Raw genomic sequence first — 18,532 nt, 5'->3', positions numbered from 1 at the left:
AGGCCTGGGCGGTGGTCAAGGCGGATGCCTACGGGCACGGTCTCTTGCGCGTGGCCAGAGCGCTGGATGAAGTAGCCGACGGTTTTGCGCTGCTCGAGATGGATGCGGCGGTCGCCCTGCGTGAAGCCGGGTTTCGGCAGCCGATCCTGCTGCTCGAAGGCTTCTTTGAACCGGCTGACCTGGCGACCTGCGCCGAATACGGGCTGACGACGGCGATCCACCGGATCGAGCAATTCCAGATGATCCGCGACGCCGCCTTGCCGGTGCGCCTTCCGGTCTACATCAAATTGAATACCGGAATGAACCGCCTCGGCTTCACGCCGGAGCAGATGCCCGCCCTGCGGCGCGAACTGCAACATCCCGAAGGCATCGGGCCGATCACCCTGATGATGCATTTCGCCGAAGCCGACAGCGCGCGCGGCATCGATTGGCAGCTCGAGCGCTTTGCGCAAATGACCGCAGGCATGAACTACCCGATTTCGATGGCCAATTCGGCGGCGATTCTGCGCTACCCGCAGACGGCGCACGACTGGGTGCGGCCGGGCATCGTACTCTACGGCGCCAGCCCGTTTGCCGAAGCCAGTGCGGAAAGCTTCGGATTGAAGCCGGTGATGACGCTGTGCAGCAGAATCCTGGCCGTCCAGGACGTACCGGCCGGCGCTCGCGTCGGTTACGGCGGCACCTTCGAGGCAAAGCGCCCGACACGCGTCGGCATCGTCGCTTGCGGTTATGCCGACGGCTATCCGCGCCATGCACCGAGCGGTACGCCGGTCCTCGTCGCCGGCAAGCGCACGACGACCGTTGGCCGCGTATCGATGGACATGCTGGCCTGTGATCTGACGGACATCCCGGAAGCCGGCGTCGATAGCCCGGTCGTCCTGTGGGGCGAAGGCATGCCGGCAGACGAGGTGGCGATGGCGGCGGGAACGATCAGCTACGAGATGTTCTGCGCGCTGGCGCGGCGCGTGCCGATCGTCGAGGTCTGAGCGTGGCCAGGGCGAAGACGGTCTATTCCTGCACCGAGTGCGGCGCCACGTCGTCCAAGTGGCAGGGGCAGTGTCCGGGTTGCGGCGTCTGGAATACGCTGGTCGAGACGGTGGCCGAGCCGGCGGCTTCGGGCAGCAAGCGCTTCGCCGCGATTGCAGGGACTTCGGTTTTACAGACACTCTCCGAAATCGAGGCGCGCGAGGAGGATCGGCTGCCGACCGGAATCGGCGAGTTCGACCGTGCGCTCGGCGGCGGCCTAGTCGCCGGCGGCGTGGTGCTGATCGGCGGTGATCCCGGCATCGGCAAGAGCACGCTGCTGCTGCAGGCCTTATCGACGCTCTCTGAAACGGCGCATGTGCTCTATGTGAGCGGCGAGGAATCCGGACAGCAAATCGCCTTGCGCGCTCGGCGTCTTGCGCTCGACACGCGCAAACTCAAACTCCTGGCCGAAATCAACCTTGAGAAGATCCTCGCGACGCTGCAACACGAAAAGCCGCAGGTTGCGGTAATCGACTCGATTCAGACGCTGTGGTCCGAGCAGCTCAGCTCGGCCCCGGGTTCGGTGGCGCAGGTGCGCGAGTGCGCGGCACAACTGACGCGGCTGGCCAAGCAGACGGGCGTCACCGTCATCCTCGTCGGCCACGTGACGAAAGAGGGCGCGCTCGCCGGGCCGCGCGTGCTCGAACACATCGTCGATACCGTGCTCTATTTCGAGGGCGATACGCATTCGAGTTTCCGCCTGATCCGCGCGGTGAAGAACCGCTACGGCGCGGTCAACGAGATCGGTGTCTTCGCGATGACCGACAAGGGACTGAAGGGCGTCAACAACCCCTCGGCGATGTTCCTGTCGCAACACGGACAGGAGGTGCCGGGTTCGTGCGTGCTGGTCACGCAGGAGGGGACGCGGCCGCTGCTGGTCGAAATCCAGGCGCTCGTCGACCAGGCGCACGGCAATCCGCGTCGCCTCACGGTCGGCCTCGATGCGCAGCGCCTGGCCATGTTGCTGGCGGTGCTGCATCGTCACGCGGGGATTCTGTGCGTCGATCAGGACGTCTTCGTCAATGCGGTCGGTGGCGTCAAGATCACCGAGCCGGCGGCCGATCTTTCGGTGCTGATCTCGATCGTTTCTTCACTTAAAAACAAAGCGTTGCCGAGTAAACTTATAGTTTTTGGTGAAGTTGGTCTGGCGGGAGAAATCCGTCCGGCACCGCGCGGGCAGGAGCGTCTAAAAGAGGCGGCAAAGCTCGGATTCACCCGCGCGATTATTCCCGAAGCCAACAAGCCGCGCCAGGCGATCGCCGGCATGGAGATCATCGCCGTGCGGCGTGTCGAGGAAGCATTCAGCCGCCTGCGCGAACTCGAGTAGTCGTGCGTTACGAACGCTCGCGCTGGTTCACCTCGACGGTGATGTGCACCAGTTCTTCGTGAATGCCGATCTGGCGACGGAAGTATTCGGGTTCGACGTCGATATCGTTGGCGACCGCCAGCGAGACGATGCTCGCGTATTGCCCTTTGCCGACCCGCCAGACGTGCAGGTCGGTGATTTCCGCGCGAATCGGGCTGGCCGCAATCGCTTCATGAATCTCGGCGACGACCGGCGCGTCCATCTCGGCGTCGAGCAGCACACGGCCGGTATCCCGCAGCAGCCCGATTGCCCAGATCGCGACCAGTGCGGACCCGACGATGCCCATTAACGGATCGAGCCAGTCTGCCGCGAAGAACTTGCCGCCGAACAGCGCCAGAATGGCGAAGACCGACGTGGCAGCGTCGGCCAGCACGTGCAGGTAGGCCGAGCGGAGATTCAGGTCGTGGTCGTGCGAGGCATGGTGACCTGAGTGGCCGTGATGGTGGTGATCGTGCGCATGTCCGTCACGGAGAAGCCAGGCACAGGCGAGGTTGACGGCGAGGCCGACGACGGCGATGAAGATTGCCTGGTCGTAACGGATTGGTACCGGTGCGACCAATCGTTCAATCGAATGGAGCAACATGAAGCCGGCGACACCGATGAGCAGGATCGCATTGGTGTAGCCGCCGAGGATCTCGATTTTCCAGGTGCCGAAGGCGAAGCGCCCGTCGTTGGCAAAGCGTCGGGCCGCACTGTAGGCGAGTGCGGCGACGCCGAGTGCCAGTGCGTGCGAACTCATGTGCCAGCCGTCGGCGAGCAGCGCCATCGAGTTGTAGATCCAGCCGCCGATGATCTCGGCGATCATCGTCACCGCGGTGAGCAGGATGGCCCAGCGCGTGTTGCGCTCGGCGAGCGGATTTCCCTCGTTGAGAATGTGCGAGTGGCACCAGCGGTCTGCTGAGGCGGATGATTGCATGTTCCTGCGTCCTGTCGTCTTCGATCGTTTATACTATACCCCAGTATAGTTAATCCATTCCAGCAGAAAGAAGTCGATGCCACATACGATCAAGGAAAAGAAACAGTTGCTGACACGCGTCCGGCGCATCAAGGGGCAGGCGGATGCGTTGGAGACGGCGCTTGAGCAAGGCGGCGACTGCTCCGCGATCCTGCAGCAGATCGCGGCCATCCGCGGGGCGGTGAATGGCTTGATGGCCGAGGTACTTGAGGGACATATCCGCGAGCATCTCGGCGTCGATGAAATTCCGGCCGAACAGCGGAGCCGGGACCTCGAGAACGTCGTCGCGGTACTGCGCTCGTATCTGAAGTAGCGGTGCGATAGCCCGTGTTGGCTACAGCGGCGGCTTATCCGGGGCTTTCGCCTTCATTTGCTGGATCAGGCGCCAGGTCATGCCGGCGAGCACGAGAACGCCGACCAGCAACAGACCCCACAAGGCGAACTGCCGGTTGCGTGCGGCCTTCTTCGCCAGTTCGGCCGCTGTTTCGCCTGCCTTGGCGCCATCGTTCTTTTGGATTTCACCGAGGGAAGCCATTTCGAGCCGCTTCAACTCGTTGGCGTTGAATCCGGGCGCCACCTGGGCAAGCGGCTGATTGCCCGACACGGCGTCGGCGCGGCCGAAATACAGTCGGTACGGCGGCGTGCCGCCAGCGAGAAAGACGAGCGTGTCGGGTTGCCAGGATAGTCCCAGTTCCGGCTTGGCCGTCGCCGCCGCGTTTTGCGGGCGAACGATCCATTCCGCCATTTGCGTGAGGCCGATGTCAAGCGGTGCAGAGCGCCGCGTCTGATCGTTTTGTTCGATCTGGTAGAAGGTGGAACGGAACATCGGCTGAAACGCCCACTCCGTTTTCCGCCCGGTGACCCGGGTCGGACGTTCGGCATAGCGGCCGAGTGTCATTGGGAAGACAACGTTGGGCTCGCTGAGGCGAAGACTGATCTGATCGACCGGCAAGGCGATGTTCGCCGAATAGGCCAGATCGCTGCCGATCCTTCCAGCCGTTGGCTTGATCCACAGCGTCTCGCGCTGAACCTCGTTCGGGCGGACAGCCACGCGTTCGGCTTCGATGGCAGGGAAGACGACGGGATCGCCCTTGCGCCAGGTCAGGCGCGCGTAGCGGTGCGTTTGCGGATTGATGGGCGCGAATTCGAGGCGGTCGTTGGCCAGCGTCTGCGCATCGTCGTTGGTCAGCCAGCCGATATCGGCCGCGCCGACCGCCTCCCACGTTTTCAGATCCTTGCTGGTTTCGAGCCAGACTTCGGCGTTGTAGTTCGTCGTTTCCGGTGGCGGCGTGAAGCGCAGCGCCGCGATCTTCTCGCCATCGGTCGCTGTTGACTGAACCGGCGCGCCGAAGTCGAGGACGAGGCCGCTGAGCGGACCGTCTGTAGGCGCCTGTTCGGGTTCGTTGTTGTCGCTCGCCGACTCGCCGTTGGCTCTCACCGAGATGACGTTGCCGTCGGCGCCGGTCCTGATGTCCAGTTCGATGCCGCTATCGGCCGAGACGCTGGCGCGCGAACGGACCGGGAAGGCCGATACGCGATGATACGAACGCTGAGTTTTCGTTTCCGCCTGCGGCCGTTGAAGCGAAAACGGCTGCGCCACGCCCTTCGCGTCGAAAACCCGCAAATCGTCGAGGCGGGCGGTCAGCGCGTTGAGGTAGACCGCCTGCGGCAACTTGAGACCGACCACGCCTTGCTTGCCGCTGATTTGCAAGGGAAGCGAGAACGCGTAGTCGGATGGCACGTCGCTCTTGTCGGTCGTGCCTGGCGCGGTGGCGGCCGAAGCTGTCAGCGTCATCGTGACCGATAGGATGAGCGGGGCGGTAATGCGCAAGTTCAAGGTTCGGCGAATGGTCATCGCGGTCACTTTTCTTCGGTTTTGGGTTCGGTGGGGAAGGGCGCCAGATAGCCGATGGCCAGCATCAGTACACCCACCCCGAGGAAGGAGATGATGCGTTCGACACCGCCGACGTTGGTCAGGTCGATGAAGAAGAGCTTGGCGACAACGAGAACAAGCTGTCCGGCACCGGCCATCCACGGCACACGCAGTTTCCGCCCCGCGGCGAAACGCATCAGCAGCAGGGCGGTCATGCTCCAGACCAGGGACAGCATGGCCTGCACGAACTGGGAGTGGAAGAGCGGCTCGAATCTGTACGAAATGTCGAGGTAGTGTGCGGCGCTGCGCAGCAGCATCAGATTGAACCAGACGTAACCGGCAAGCGCGGCGACGATAGGCACGTGCTGATGTAGTGCCTGGGCTCGATCGCTCTCGGCTGAATACAGGCGATACGTGCCCAAGGCTAGCAGTGCGGTAAAACCTGTTGTCAGATCGAGCGGGTTGACGATCGGCAGGTAAGGCAGCGGCTGCATCGAGCCGTCCATCGTAAAGTTCCACAGAGCGACAAGGGCAGCGCACAACGCGACCCAGACCGGCATGACGACTTGCCGATACCAGCCCGTGATCGGGGTTGTCGGCCAGCTTTGTGTGCGCACCCGCCGTAGCAGCAGGGCGACGACGGCCAATGCAGTCCAGGCGGTCAGGTAGCGGCCCCAGTCGAGCGCGACGAGATATGCCTCCTCGCCGAGTTGCGCCGCGTGCTCCGGATCGGCCCCCAGCACGCGTGGGAAGAGGCGGATGCACAGCGGCCAGAGCAGCAGCCAGGGTCCGGCCGTGCGCAAGAGATGCAGCGCACGCACGAGCACCGGCTGTTCCTCGGCCGGCAGCCAGCCGTCGCGTTCGCCTTCGCGCATCAGCAACTCACCGGACAGCCACAACGCGAGCAGCGCAATCCAGGCGAGCAGTTGCGGCCGATCGGACCAGGCACCGTCCAGGCGTTCGAACATGCGGGCGATGACGAAGAGGAGGTCGAGCCAGACGGCGGCGGCCAGCCAGCGCAGGTCCGGCCAGTGCAAACGACGCGCCAGGCGAGCGATGATCGGCGTTGTCAGTGCGACGACCAAGCCGTACAGCGGATGAATCGCCAGCCGGCGCGCTTCGGCATGGAGGTTGTAGCCGGCGAGCATGCGCCCGCCCCAGGCGTCAAGGCTGCCGAGGACGTACACGAACCACCAGAATCCGCACCAGCCGAGCAACATGCGGGAAATTGCCAACGCGCGCGTCTCTTCTTGCCGGCGGAACGCCAGACCGCTGACGCCGGCACCGAGCGCGATCAGGAGACCGCTGAGGAAAGCGGTGTCGAGCAGGCTGTCGGTACGGGCGATCGGGAGCCAATCGAAGTTGTCGTAGGCGACCCAGAGGAGAACGCCGCCGGCTGCGATCTGCGGCGCCAAGGCGAAATAGCGCGAGGCGCTCCAGTCGAGACGCGACGCGATCCAGCCGAGAATAGCCGCGACGCCCATCGCGCCGACGACGAGCAGCGTGTGGGTGTGTACTCCGCCGCGCAGGAAGATTTCCGTCCACGCGCCGGCCAGCAGCCAGAGTGCGGCAAAGCCGAGAAAGCCGGTCGCCAGCCAGGTGAGAACGCGGGAGGCGATGTCTGCCTGTTCGTTGTCGTCCTCGCTGCGCCGTCCGACTTCGCGGCGGAAGTTCATCGCCATGGCGAGTCCAGTGACGGCGAGCAGCAGGAAGCCGAGCCAGAGGTTCGATTCCATGGCCGTCGAACGCTCAAGGCCGAACATCGAGAATATGAAGGAAATCCACGCGCCGACCTGAACCAGCACGCCGAAAACCCAGGCCTGCGTCTGCCGCTGGCGCAGGCCAACCCAGACGATGCCGGCGCCTTCGAGCGCCCAGGCGGCCGACGTCCAGCGCCCGTCGAGGGCGAACGGAATGGCCAGCGTGCCGAAGACGATGCCGAGTGCGAGGAAGGACTCGACGAGCAGCTTCAGCGAGTCGCCGCGCCGCTTCCAGAGGCCGAGCGTCAGCGTGATGTAGAACAGTCCGAGTGCCAGCGCCGAGAAGGCGAGACCGAAGGGCTTGTCGCGCACGATGCCGTATTGCAGGCCGAAGGCGACGAGCGGCGTACCGAAGACGAGCGTCCCGTCGACATAGTGCGTGAGCCGCGGCGCCTGGCGCAGCGCGTAGAAAACCGAAATCGCGACGTAGAACAAGAGGAAGAGAATCAGGAAGCCCTGCACCGAGGCGTAGTCCTGCGCTTCATAACGCAGGACGCCCCAGGCTGTGGCGATGACGAAGGTGAACGCAAAGCCGAGCAGATTGAGCAAACGCCACGAGCGCTTGAGCGCAATCGCCAGGATGCCGGCGTTGAGCAGCGCGTAGTACGAGAAGAGGCCGATGTGGTTGCCGTGACCGGTTGAAGTGAGGATCGGCGCGGCGAAGCCGCCGACGATGCCGAAGATTGCGAGCCAGATCGCATCCTGCAATACCGCAAGCAGACAGGTGAAGGCGGTGAGGGCGAACAGCAGACCGAAGGCGAGCGAGCCCGGAATCAGGTCGTACATTCGGTACGCGCCGAAGGTCACCAGCATCAGGATGCCGAGCGCCGCGCCCTGAACCGGCAGGCTGATCGTCGGGCGCGACTCGCGGATGCGCCAACCCCAGACGAGGAGCGCAAGATCGGCCAGGACGATGCCGCTAAGACGCAATTCGATCGGCAGCGTCACGCGCGCCGCCGCATACTTGACGAGGAAGCTGACGCCGAAGAAGAGAATCAGCAAACCGGCCTTGGCGACGAGATTGCCGCCGAACAGCCAATCCCTGGCCTTGTTCAGCCAGGCCGGCGGTTCCGGCAGGTCGAACCGTCGTGCGTCTTCTGTCGATGCCGGATCGCCGCTTTCGTCCGGTCGATAAGCGTCGGGCAGGCGGTCTTCCGGGGCGGCGGCCGTGGTTTCATGCGGCAGCACGTTTTCGCTGTAGTCGGCTTCGGTCGGTGTCGACTTTTCCGGCGCCGGCTCGCGGCTCACCGTCAGCGTTACGCCGCGCGGCAGATCCTTAAGCGGAATGACGCGTGGCTCAACCTGTGCGACGTCGTGCGCTTCGACGACCTGGTCGGGCTGATCGCGACGATTTTCCGCACGACTTTCAGCAACCGGCGCCTCCTCGGCTCGTGGCGACTCGGCAGGTTGCGCCGACAAGTTCCGCACCTTCCATTGCAACTCCCGGACTTGCTCCTCAAGAACGCGTACGCGGCTGCGTGCGCCGATGACAAGAAAGAACAAGAGAATCGGGCCGCCGATGAAGAACAGGCCGGCAAGAAGGATCATCGATTCCATGCGTGGCGCCCAACAAATGAAGGAGGCGGGGATTATTACATGCGAATGCCGGCTGCGCCTGCCGGAACGATTGCGTGTCCGCCGTGTCTCGTAGCCTTGTGGCGATTCACGTTCATAATGCCCGCATGATGCGATACCTGAACTTCGTCTATCGAATGCTGCGCCGCGATGCGCGCGCCGGCGAGCTTTACCTCCTGGTGGCCGCGCTGATCGTCGCGGTTGCCGCCTTGACCGCCGTCGGCTTCTTCACCGATCGCGTGCGCCAGGCGCTCGAACGCGAGGCAAACCAGCTGCTCGGCGCCGACATGCTGTTGACCGCCGACCATCCATGGAAGCCCGATCTGCGCGAAGAGGCGAAAAAGCGCGGCTTGCGCGTCGTCGAAACGCAGACTTTCCCGAGCATGGTTTCGATCGGCGAGGGCGATGACCTGCGCGCGCAGCTTGCCGATATCAAGGCCGTTGAAGCCGGCTACCCGCTGCGCGGTGCCTTGCGCATTGCGGACGGCGTTGCGGTGACCGACCGCCGCGCCGACGACGTGCCCGAACCCGGTACGGTCTGGATTGACGAGCGCCTGGCCGCGACACTCGGCGCTGGCGTCGGCGAACGGGTCGCCGTAGGCCAGCGGATTCTGCGCATCGATGCGATCCTGACCTTCGAACCGGACCGGGGCTTGAATTTTTTCAGCGTCGCGCCGCGGCTATTGATGAACGTTGCGGACGTGCCGTCGACCGCGCTGATTCAGCCAGGGAGTCGCATTCGGTATCGCCTCCTGTTTTCTGGTGAATCACAACAAATCAAGGAGTTCAAGGGCTATGTTGATAAATCACTTGAGCCTGGAGAGCGTATCGAGGACACCGAGAACGCGCGCCCGGAGGTCCGCTCCGCACTTGATCGGGCGCAGCGTTTCCTGGGAATCTCCGCGCTCCTGACGGTCGTGCTCGCCGCCGTTGCGGTCGCCTTGGCAGCGCGGCGCTATATGCAGCGCCATCTCGACCCGTGCGCGATCATGCGTTGCCTGGGCGCGACGCAAGGCTTCCTGCTGCGTGTCTATCTCGGGCAATTCGCCATACTCGGCCTCGTTTCATCTCTGGCCGGCTGTGTCCTCGGTTACCTCGCGCACTACGCGCTGTACGGCTGGTTGGCGCAGTTCCTGGAAGTCGAACTGCCGCCGCCGGGCCTCATCCCGGCACTGCAAGGCGTCGCCATCGGTTTGACCCTGCTCTTCGGTTTTGCGCTGCCGCCGCTCATGCAGTTGAAGCGGGTGTCGACGCTGCGCGTCCTGCGCCGCGAGTTCTCCGGTGGCCGCTTGCCGCCCTCGCGCCTGATTGCAAGCTATGTGCTCGGCCTGGCCGGACTTGCGGGCTTAATGTTCTGGGTCGCCGACGACTTGCGTCTCGGCGCCTACGTGGTTGGCGGCTTTTCGGGGGCGCTCGTCGTCTTCGCGCTGGTGGCGCGGATCGTCGTCCGTCTTGCTTCGCTGTTGCGCGGCGGGATGGCCGGGCGAGAGCGTGCAGGCGGCGTCGGCTGGCGCTACGGGCTGGCCAGCCTGGAGCGGCGCTCGGTCGCCAGCGTCGTCCAGATCGTCGCGCTGGCCCTGGGGTTCATGGCCTTGCTGCTCCTGACGGTGACGCGCAACGATCTCTTGAATGCGTGGAGCCGGTCGCTGCCGGCGGATGCGCCGAACCAGTTCGTCGTGAATATCCAGCCGGATCAGCTCGACGCCGTGCGCGCGAACTTCTCCGCACACCAGCTTGCTGCCGAGTTTGCACCGATGATTCGCGGCCGCCTGGTCAAGGTGAACGACAAGCCCGTCCATGCCGACGATTACGAAGAGGAACGCGCGCAGCGCCTGGTCGAGCGCGAATTCAACCTCTCTTATCGCAACGCTATTCCGCCGGGCAACAAGCTGAGCGCCGGGCGCTGGTTTTCCGCCCCGTCCGGCAGCGAACGTCACGAAGCATCGGTCGAAGACGGATTGGCCAAAACGCTTGGCCTGAAGGTCGGTGACCGGCTTGAATTCACCGTCGGCGGAGAGAATATCGGCATGCAGATCCGCAATCTGCGCAAGCTGAACTGGGATTCGATGCGCGTCAATTTCTTCGTCCTGACACCGCCCGAACTGCTCCAGGAGTTTCCGGCGAGCTGGATCACCAGTTTCCACCTGCCAGGGGAGAATACGACCTTTGTCAGCCAGCTGGTGCGTGCTTTCCCGAACCTGACGGTGATCGATGTCGGCGCCATTCTTCGGCAATTGCAGCACATCATGGATCAGGTGGCGCAGGCCGTTCAGTTCGTCTTCCTGTTCACCCTGATCGCCGGCGTCATCGTGCTTTATGCAACCTTCGCCACGGCTGCGGACGAACGTCGATACGAGCTGGCGGTGATGCGTGCGCTGGGGGCGCGGCGGGATCAGTTGCGGCGAGCGCTGCTGGCGGAGTTCGCCGCCGTCGGCGGACTGGCTGGCCTGATCGCCGCGCTGGGCGCGATCGCGGTCGGGCAGGTGCTGGCTAACCGCGTGTTCAACTTCGAGGTCGAGATCAACTACTGGCTGCCGCCGCTGGCGGTGCTTGCCGGTGCGGCGCTGGTAACCGGCGCCGGGTGGTTCGCGGCGGTGCGGCTGATGCGCGCGCCGCCGCTCGAGGCGCTACGCGCCGGTGGGTAGTTCTTCCTTGCGCAGCATGAAGACGAAGCCGTCGCCTGCGGCGGTGTCGAGCCAGGTGAAGGGCGTATCGGGGAAGGCCTGCTCCAGTTCGTCGCGGTTATTGCCGATCTCGACGACGAGCAGGCCCCCCGGATTGAGATGGTCGCCCGCTTCGCGCAGCAGGATGCGCGTGAAATCGAGTCCGTCCTCGCCGCTGGCCAGCGCCAGGACCGGCTCGCGCAGGTACTCCTCGGGCAGGTTGGCCATCGACTCCGCATTGACGTACGGCGGGTTGGAGATGATCACGTCGTAGCGCTTGCCGGGAACGGCAGCGAATGCGTCCGATTCGATCAGGTTGACGCGCGATTCAAGACCGTAGTCGCCAACGTTGCGGCGGGCGACAGCGAGCGCGTCGGGCGAAATATCGATGGCGTCGACCGTCGACTCCGGGAAGGCGAGCGCGGCGAGGATCGCCAGGCAGCCGGAACCCGTGCACAGGTCGAGCGTGCTCTGCACCGCCCACGGATCGTCGATCCACGGGGTCAACTGCTCGCGCAGCAATTCGGCGATGTGCGAGCGCGGCACGATGACGCGGCGATCGACGTAGAAGCGGTGCTCGCCGAGCCAGGCCTCGTTCGTCAGGTAGGCCGCCGGCAGGCGTTCGCTGATGCGCCGGCGAATGATCTTGAGCACGAGCGCGCGTTCGTCGCTCGTCAGGCGGGCGTCCATGAACGGTTCGAGCCGGTCGAGCGGCAGATTCAGCGTGTGCAGCAGCAGATATGCCGACTCGTCCCAGGCGTTGTCGCTGCCGTGACCAAAGAACAGTCCGGCTTCGGTGAAGCGGCTGACGGCGAAGCGCATCATGTCGCGCACGGTGCGCAGCTCGGTTTGGGCTTGTTCAAACATAGGTCGTCGTCAGGTCAGGAGTTGGTCGAGGATATGGCGGTAGATGCTGGACAGCTGCTGCAGCGCGGCGATCTCAACGCACTCGTCGATCTTGTGGATCGTCGCGTTGACCGGGCCGATTTCGATGACTTGCGGGCAGATGTCGGCGATGAAGCGCCCATCCGAGGTGCCGCCGGTAGTCGAAAGCTCGGCCTCGATCCCGGCAACGTCACGGATTGCGGCGAGTGAAGCATCGACGAGGTCGCCCTTGCCGGTCAGGAAGGGTCTGGCGCCGAGCGTCCAGGCGATCGAGTAGTCCAGGCTGTGTCGGGTCAGGATTTCATCGACGGTTGCCTTGAGGCCTTCTGGCGTGCTGGCAGTTGAGAAGCGGAAGTTGAACTGGATATCGACGTGCCCGGGAATGACGTTGCTCGCGCCGGTGCCGCCATGAATGTTCGAAATCTGCCAGGTCGTCGGTGGGAAGTACTCGTTGCCCTCATCCCAGACCGTGGAAGCAAGCTCGGCAATGGCCGGCGCGGCGAGATGGATCGGGTTCTTCGCCAGATGCGGGTAGGCGATGTGTCCCTGAATACCCCTGACCGTCAGCTTGCCGGTGAGCGAGCCGCGCCGGCCGTTCTTGACGGTGTCACCTAGGCGACTGACGGCCGTCGGTTCGCCGACGATGCAATAGTCGATCGTCTCGCCGCGAGCGGCCAGGGCATCGATCACGGCGACGGTGCCGTCGGTCGCGTCGCCTTCCTCGTCCGAGGTCAGCAGGAAAGCGATTGAACCCGAGTGGCCGGGATTGCGTGCGACGAAGTCTTCGCTGGCGGTAACGAACGCGGCCAGCGAGCCCTTCATGTCGGCCGAACCACGGCCAAAGAGGAAGCCGTCACGGTGCGTCGGTTCGAAGGGGGCGCTCTGCCAGCTTTCGACCGGGCCGGTGGGGACGACATCCGTATGGCCGGCAAAGCAGAACACGGGGCTGGCCGTACCGCGGCGCGCCCAGAGGTTGGTGACGCCGTTGCGATTGATGAATTCGCAGTCGAAGCCGATGCGCCGCAAGCGCTCGCCGATGATCGTCATGCAGCCGCCGTCGTCGGGCGTTACCGAGCGGCAGGCGATCAGCTGCTCGGCGAGGGTGAGCGTAGGGTTACTGTCACTGTCCATGATTGGCGTCGTCATCGGCGTCGTTGAGGCTCAGCGTGAATTCCTTGAAAGATGTTCCGTTGTCGTCGGTTTCGGAAAAATCGAGCGGAGCCTCGATACGCAGCGATTCGTTCTGTGAACTGCTGGTGATCTCCGAATTGTTGATCAGCCACGAGAGATTGGTCGGCGAATCGGCGTTGGCCAGCGCCTCGTCCAGCGTGATGACGCCCTCGCGATAGAGACGGAAAAGATCCTGCTCGAAGGTCTGCGACCCGGGCGCCAGGCTCTGCTCCATCGCCTCCTTGACGGCGAGCACTTCACCGCGCTCGATCAGTTCCTGCACGTGGCGCGTGTTGAGCATGACCTCGGCCGCAGGCGTCCGCTTGCCGTCCGGGCGCTTGACCAGGCGTTGCGAAACGATCGCCTTCAGACTCGCCGACAGGTCGAGATAGAGCGAGGTGCGCGTGTCGAGCGGGAAGAAGTTGATTACGCGATTGAGCGCGTGATAGCTGTTGTTGGCGTGCAGCGTCGCCAGGCAGAGGTGGCCGGTCTGCGCGTAGGCAATGGCCGCCTGCATCGTTTCCTTGTCGCGGATTTCACCGATCAGGATGCAATCGGGCGCCTGACGCATGGCGTTCTTGAGCGCCGGCTCCCAACCGAGCGTGTCCATGCCCAGCTCACGCTGGTTAACGATCGACTTCTTGTGCTTGAAGAGAAACTCGATCGGATCCTCGATCGTCAGGATATGGCCGCTGCGATTCGCGTTGCGGTAGTCGAGCATCGAAGCGATCGTCGTCGACTTGCCGGAACCGGTGGCGCCGACGATCAGGATCAGTCCGCGCTTCTCCATGATCAGCCCGGACAGCACCGGCGGCAGCGACAAGGTATCGAGCGCCGGGATGTTGCCGAGGATGTAGCGCACGACGATCGAGATCGACGCGCGCTGGCGGAAGAGATTGACGCGGAAGTTGCCGATGCCGGGGACGCCGAAGGAGAGGTTCATCTCCATCGTCGCCTCGAACAGGCGCTGCTGGTCGGTCGACATCAACTCCGTGGCGATCTTCTCGATCATCGCCGGGTCCATCACCTGCTGATTGACCGGAAAGGTGTTGCCCTGGATCTTGATGTGAATCGGAACGCCGGCGGAAATGAAGATATCCGAGGCATGCTTGTCTGCCATCAGCTGGAAGAGCTTGTCCAGAATCATCTGTTTTCCGTCGGAGTGGTTGAGTGATGAAAGGAGATCAGTCGCCGCGCAACAGATCGTTGATGCTCGTCTTGGCACGCGTCTTGGCGTCGACCTTCTTGACGATCACGGCGCAGTACAGGCTGTAGCTGCCGTCCTTCGAGGGCAGGTTGCCCGAGACGACGACCGAACCCGGCGGAATGCGCCCGTAGCTGACTTCGCCCGTCTCGCGGTCGTAGATCCTGGTCGACTGGCCGATGTAGACGCCCATCGAGATCACCGAGCCTTCGCCGACGATGACGCCTTCAACGACTTCCGAACGGGCACCGATGAAGCAATTGTCTTCGATGATCGTCGGGTTGGCTTGCAGGGGTTCCAGCACGCCGCCGATGCCGACGCCGCCCGAGAGGTGCACGTTCTTGCCGATCTGCGCGCAGGAGCCGACGGTGGCCCAGGTGTCGACCATCGTGCCTTCATCGACGTAGGCGCCGATGTTGACGTAGGAGGGCATCAGCACGACGTTCTTGCCGATGAACGAACCACGGCGCGCGGTGGCCGGCGGCACGACACGGAAGCCGCCACGGCGGAATTTCTCGGCGTCGTACTTGGCGAACTTGGTCGGCACCTTGTCGAAGTAGTTCATCGGGCCGCCTTCGAGCAGCACGTTGTCTTCGAGGCGGAAGGAGAGCAGGACGGCTTTCTTCAGCCATTGATGCGTCACCCAGTCGCCGTCGATCTTCTCGGCAACACGCAACGTACCGGCGTCGAGTTCGGCGAGCACGACGCTGACTGCCGCACCGATCCTGGCGGGCGCGGTGCCGGGTTGCAAGGAGGCACGGTCTTCCCAGGCCTCTTCGATAATTTGCTGGAATTCCTGCATGTGTCTGTCTTCCTAGAGTTTTGAAACAAACTGTTGAATGCGGTTTGCCGCTTCAAGGCATTCGGCGAGCGGCGCGACGAGCGCGATGCGCACGAACCCGCTGCCGGGATTGACGCCGTTGGCTTCGCGAGCGAGGAAACTGCCCGGCAGCACGACAACATTATAGTCGGCGACCAGAGCGCGGGCGAAGTCGGTGTCCGCAATGTCAGGAGTGGGCGTCCTGGCCCACAGGTAGAAGCTCGCGTCCGGCATCGACGTGCCGAGCACTCCGGAGACGATCGGCGTGACAGCCTCGAACTTCTCGCGGTATTGGCGCCGATTGTCGATGACGTGCGCCTCGTCGTTCCACGCGGCGACGCTGGCTGCCTGGATCGTCGGGCTCATCGCGCTGCCGTGATAGGTGCGGTAGAGCAGGAACTGCTTGAGGATCGCCGTGTCGCCGGAGACGAAACCCGAGCGCATTCCGGGAACGTTCGAGCGCTTGGAGAGACTGGAGAACATGACCAGGCGGTCGAAGCTGCGGCCGAGCATGCGCGCGGCCTGCATGCCGCCGAGCGGCGGGTTGGCCTCGTCGAAGAAGACTTCGGAATAGCACTCGTCGGACGCGATGATGAAGCCGTACTTGTCCGAGAGCGCGAAGAGCTTCTTCCAGTCGTCGAGATTGAGCACCTTGCCAGTCGGATTGGCCGGCGAGCAGACGAACATCAACTGCACGTGGCGCCATTCCGCATCGCTCAGCGTGTCGTAGTCGAAGGCGAAGTCGTTGTCGGGCAGGGTGTTGAGGAAGCGCGGCTCGGCGCCGGCGAGGTAGGCCGCGCCTTCGTAGATCTGGTAGAACGGATTCGGGCTGACGACGATCGGCACGTAGCCTTTGCCCGGATCGATAACCGTCTGCGTGAAGGCAAACAGCGCCTCGCGCGAGCCGTTGATCGGGATGATCTGCGTCTCCGGATTGATGTCGGCCAGTTGGTAGCGCCGGTTCATCCAGTCGGCAATGGCGCGCCGGAGAGCCGGAATACCCAGCGTGGTAGGATAGCTGGCCAACCCGGCGAGGCCGGCGGTCAGGGCTTCCTTGATGAATTCAGGCGTCGCGTGTTGCGGTTCGCCGATGGAGAGCTTGATCTCGCGCAGGCTCGGGTTGGGTGTCACGCCGGCAAACAGCTGGCGCAATTTTTCAAACGGGTAGGGGTGGAGCTTGGCGAGATTGGGATTCACGTTGTCTGTCGTGGTCGAAGCAGGGTCAGGAATTATAAGGGGCATCGCTTGATGGCGGAAAGGCAAGGGGCCTCGGGAACCGCCAAGGCGAATAACTTGAAGGGTGCAACTGGCGTCGGGGAACACAGGACAGCCGTCATCGGGCTTGTAACGGGCGCTCTGATCTGGGGATTGATCTGGTATCCGTACCGCATCCTGCGCGATGCCGGCATCGACGGCATCCTGGCGCCGACGATCACCTACTCGCTTGCTTTCGTCATCGGACTGGTTTTCTTTCGGCGGTGGGCAGTCGGACTGACGTTCTCCTGGCCGCTGGTCGGCCTGGCTTTGGCCGCGGCGGGATGCAACCTCGGCTATGTGCTCGCGGCGATGAATGGAATCGTTGTCCGGGTGCTGTTGCTCTTCTACCTCTCACCGCTATGGACGGTGCTTTTCTCTCGCGTGCTGCTCGGCGAACGGCTCAACCGGTTTGGTGCCTTCGTCGTACTTCTGTCACTGTGCGGTGCCGCGACGATCCTCTGGGAACCGGGTACGAACATTCCCGTTCCGCAAACAAAGGCCGACTGGCTCGGACTCGTCGCCGGTTTCTCGTTCGCGCTGTTCAACGTCCTGTCGCGTTATGCCCGCGCGATCGCGATCGAGACGAAGTCGATGGTCTCGTTCGCTGGCGTCGCGATTGTCGGGACGATCATGCTTTTCTTCGGCTGGGGTGAGGCCGTGCTGCCGGCAACCGGCAGCGCCTGGAGCTTGCTGGCCGTCGTCGGACTCGTGCTCGTTACGGTGAATCTCATCGTCCAGTACGGCCTGGTGCGTATTCCTGCCAACCGTGCGATCGTGATCATGCTTTCGGAAGTGGGTTTCGCAGCCATCGGCGCCTGGCTGCTCGCCGGCGAAGCGATCGGCTTGCGTGAATGGATCGGCGGGGCGATGATCGTCACCGCCAGCCTGTTCTCGGCGCGCATGGCCAGTTGAAATACATCCAGCAGAACAAGAACCGGTATTCGACATGAAATCCAACATTACGACGATTGGTGGCGGCACCGGGACCTTCAACGTCCTCTCGGGCCTCGGCAAGAACCGCAAGCTCAACCTGGCGGCGATCGTCACCGTCGCTGACTCGGGTGGGTCGACGGGCGAATTGCGCGACGAATTCGGTATCCTGCCGCCGGGTGACATCCGTCGGGCCATCGTCGCCCTGTCCGAAGATACCGAAGTCGTTCGCCGCTTGTTCGAGTACCGTTTCAAGGAAGGGCGTCGCATTGCCGGTCACACCGTCGGCAACCTGCTGCTGACGGCGCTTTCCGACATCATGGGCGACTTCGAGCGCGGCATCGAGGAACTGTCCGATATGTTCGACGTGCACGGCAAGGTGATCCCGGTCACGCTCGACAACGTGCATCTCGGCGTGACGTTGGAGAACGGCGAACGCATCGTCGGCGAAACGGACATCGACATCCCCAAGCACGACGCGAACATCCCGATCCGCGACGCCTTCCTGCTCGGCGGCGGCCGCCTCAATCCGCGGGCGCGCGAAGCGATCGAGAACTCGGACTACGTGATCATCGGCCCGGGCGACCTCTATACGAGCCTCGTCCCGAACCTGCTTTGCCCGGGCATGGTCGACGCGCTGCGCAGCACGACGGCGCAGATCATCTACGTCTGCAACGTGATGACCAAGCACGGCGAGACCGACGGTTTTGACGCCGAGGATTTCGTGCGCGTGCTGGAGCAGTATCTCGGTACCGGTCGCATCGACTACCTGCTGGTCAACAGCGGCGAACTGCGCGCCGACCTGCTCGAAAAGTACAAGGCCGAAGGCAAGGCGCCGGTTCGCCTGGGCGATCGCGAAGGACTGGTCGCCAGGGGCATCAAGATCGTCGAACGCGACTTCACGAGCGACACCGACTACATCCGCCACGATCCGCGCAAGCTGGCGCGCACCATCGAGGACTTCGCCAGCGGCTGGATCAAGTGATGGTCTGCTGCCCGTAAAGAAAACGAGGCCGCCCGACGACTGGTCGGACGGCCTCGTTTCTGG

14 protein-coding genes are annotated in these 18,532 nt (G+C 63.7%); 6 read left to right on the top strand and 8 right to left on the bottom strand.

All coding sequences use genetic code 11. The features are described from left to right. Both alr and radA read left to right on the top strand, forming a co-directional pair. Positions 1–986, top strand: a 986-nt coding sequence (gene alr, locus KBA32_RS02000) for an alanine racemase (protein ID WP_294354510.1), incomplete at its 5' end; no start/stop codon positions are given. Positions 987–988: 2 nt separating this feature from the next. After that, a complete protein-coding gene (gene radA, locus KBA32_RS01995) occupies positions 989–2,353 on the top strand; it encodes a DNA repair protein RadA (protein WP_294354507.1) in 1,365 nt (454 codons plus the stop codon). 7 nt (positions 2,354–2,360) lie between these two features. On the opposite strand, the gene dmeF is transcribed toward radA, so the two are convergent. Further along, entirely contained in the window at positions 2,361–3,308 is a 948-nt protein-coding gene (gene dmeF / locus KBA32_RS01990; protein WP_294354504.1) for a CDF family Co(II)/Ni(II) efflux transporter DmeF, read from the bottom strand. Positions 3,309–3,384: 76 nt separating this feature from the next. Between dmeF and KBA32_RS01985 the strand changes: the two genes are divergently transcribed. Continuing rightward, positions 3,385–3,660: a metal/formaldehyde-sensitive transcriptional repressor gene (locus tag KBA32_RS01985; RefSeq protein WP_294354500.1), complete on the top strand. Its 276-nt coding sequence runs from the start codon at positions 3,385–3,387 to the stop codon at positions 3,658–3,660. A 21-nt stretch (positions 3,661–3,681) separates the two neighbouring features. On the opposite strand, the gene KBA32_RS01980 is transcribed toward KBA32_RS01985, so the two are convergent. After that, positions 3,682–5,202, bottom strand: a complete 1,521-nt coding sequence (locus KBA32_RS01980; protein ID WP_294354497.1) for a DUF3999 family protein — start codon at positions 5,200–5,202, stop codon at positions 3,682–3,684. A gap of 5 nt (positions 5,203–5,207) precedes the next feature. Continuing rightward, positions 5,208–8,537 carry a DUF2339 domain-containing protein gene (locus KBA32_RS01975; RefSeq protein ID WP_294354493.1) on the bottom strand — a complete coding sequence of 1,110 codons (3,330 nt, stop codon included), beginning with the start codon at positions 8,535–8,537 and terminating at the stop codon, positions 5,208–5,210. A 125-nt stretch (positions 8,538–8,662) separates the two neighbouring features. On the opposite strand from KBA32_RS01975, the gene KBA32_RS01970 reads away from it, so the two are divergent. Then, complete coding sequence (locus tag KBA32_RS01970; protein WP_294354490.1) at positions 8,663–11,200, top strand: FtsX-like permease family protein; 2,538 nt, start codon at positions 8,663–8,665, stop codon at positions 11,198–11,200. On the opposite strand, the gene prmB is transcribed toward KBA32_RS01970, so the two are convergent. Genes prmB through dapC form a run of 5 tightly spaced genes read right to left on the bottom strand, consistent with a single transcriptional unit; the run spans position 11,183 to position 16,494 of the window. Beyond that, positions 11,183–12,085 carry a 50S ribosomal protein L3 N(5)-glutamine methyltransferase gene (prmB, locus tag KBA32_RS01965; RefSeq protein ID WP_294354486.1) on the bottom strand — a complete coding sequence of 301 codons (903 nt, stop codon included), beginning with the start codon at positions 12,083–12,085 and terminating at the stop codon, positions 11,183–11,185. The two genes, KBA32_RS01970 and prmB, sit on opposite strands and share 18 nt — an antisense overlap. A gap of 9 nt (positions 12,086–12,094) precedes the next feature. Next, positions 12,095–13,234 carry a succinyl-diaminopimelate desuccinylase gene (gene dapE / locus KBA32_RS01960; RefSeq protein WP_294354484.1) on the bottom strand — a complete coding sequence of 380 codons (1,140 nt, stop codon included), beginning with the start codon at positions 13,232–13,234 and terminating at the stop codon, positions 12,095–12,097. After that, complete coding sequence (locus tag KBA32_RS01955; protein ID WP_294354481.1) at positions 13,224–14,420, bottom strand: PilT/PilU family type 4a pilus ATPase; 1,197 nt, start codon at positions 14,418–14,420, stop codon at positions 13,224–13,226. The genes dapE and KBA32_RS01955 overlap by 11 nt, the downstream gene beginning before the upstream one ends. Before the next feature lie 37 nt (positions 14,421–14,457). Beyond that, a complete protein-coding gene (gene dapD / locus KBA32_RS01950; protein WP_294354478.1) occupies positions 14,458–15,279 on the bottom strand; it encodes a 2,3,4,5-tetrahydropyridine-2,6-dicarboxylate N-succinyltransferase in 822 nt (273 codons plus the stop codon). A 12-nt stretch (positions 15,280–15,291) separates the two neighbouring features. After that, positions 15,292–16,494 carry a succinyldiaminopimelate transaminase gene (gene dapC, locus KBA32_RS01945; RefSeq protein WP_294354475.1) on the bottom strand — a complete coding sequence of 401 codons (1,203 nt, stop codon included), beginning with the start codon at positions 16,492–16,494 and terminating at the stop codon, positions 15,292–15,294. Between the two features lie 96 nt (positions 16,495–16,590). On the opposite strand from dapC, the gene KBA32_RS01940 reads away from it, so the two are divergent. Next, positions 16,591–17,466, top strand: a complete 876-nt coding sequence (locus KBA32_RS01940) for a DMT family transporter (protein WP_294354472.1) — start codon at positions 16,591–16,593, stop codon at positions 17,464–17,466. A 34-nt stretch (positions 17,467–17,500) separates the two neighbouring features. Continuing rightward, the gene (gene yvcK / locus KBA32_RS01935; protein ID WP_294354470.1) at positions 17,501–18,469 is read left to right on the top strand and encodes a gluconeogenesis factor YvcK family protein; all 969 of its coding nucleotides are present in this window, start codon (positions 17,501–17,503) and stop codon (positions 18,467–18,469) included. The last annotated feature ends 63 nt before the right edge of the window (positions 18,470–18,532 follow it).

Origin of the sequence: Propionivibrio sp. (assembly GCF_017995515.1) — a bacterium.
Classification (GTDB): Bacteria; Pseudomonadota; Gammaproteobacteria; order Burkholderiales; family Rhodocyclaceae; genus Propionivibrio.
Note: the sequence above shows the minus strand (reverse complement) of the source record. Positions and strands in the feature narration are given on the sequence as shown.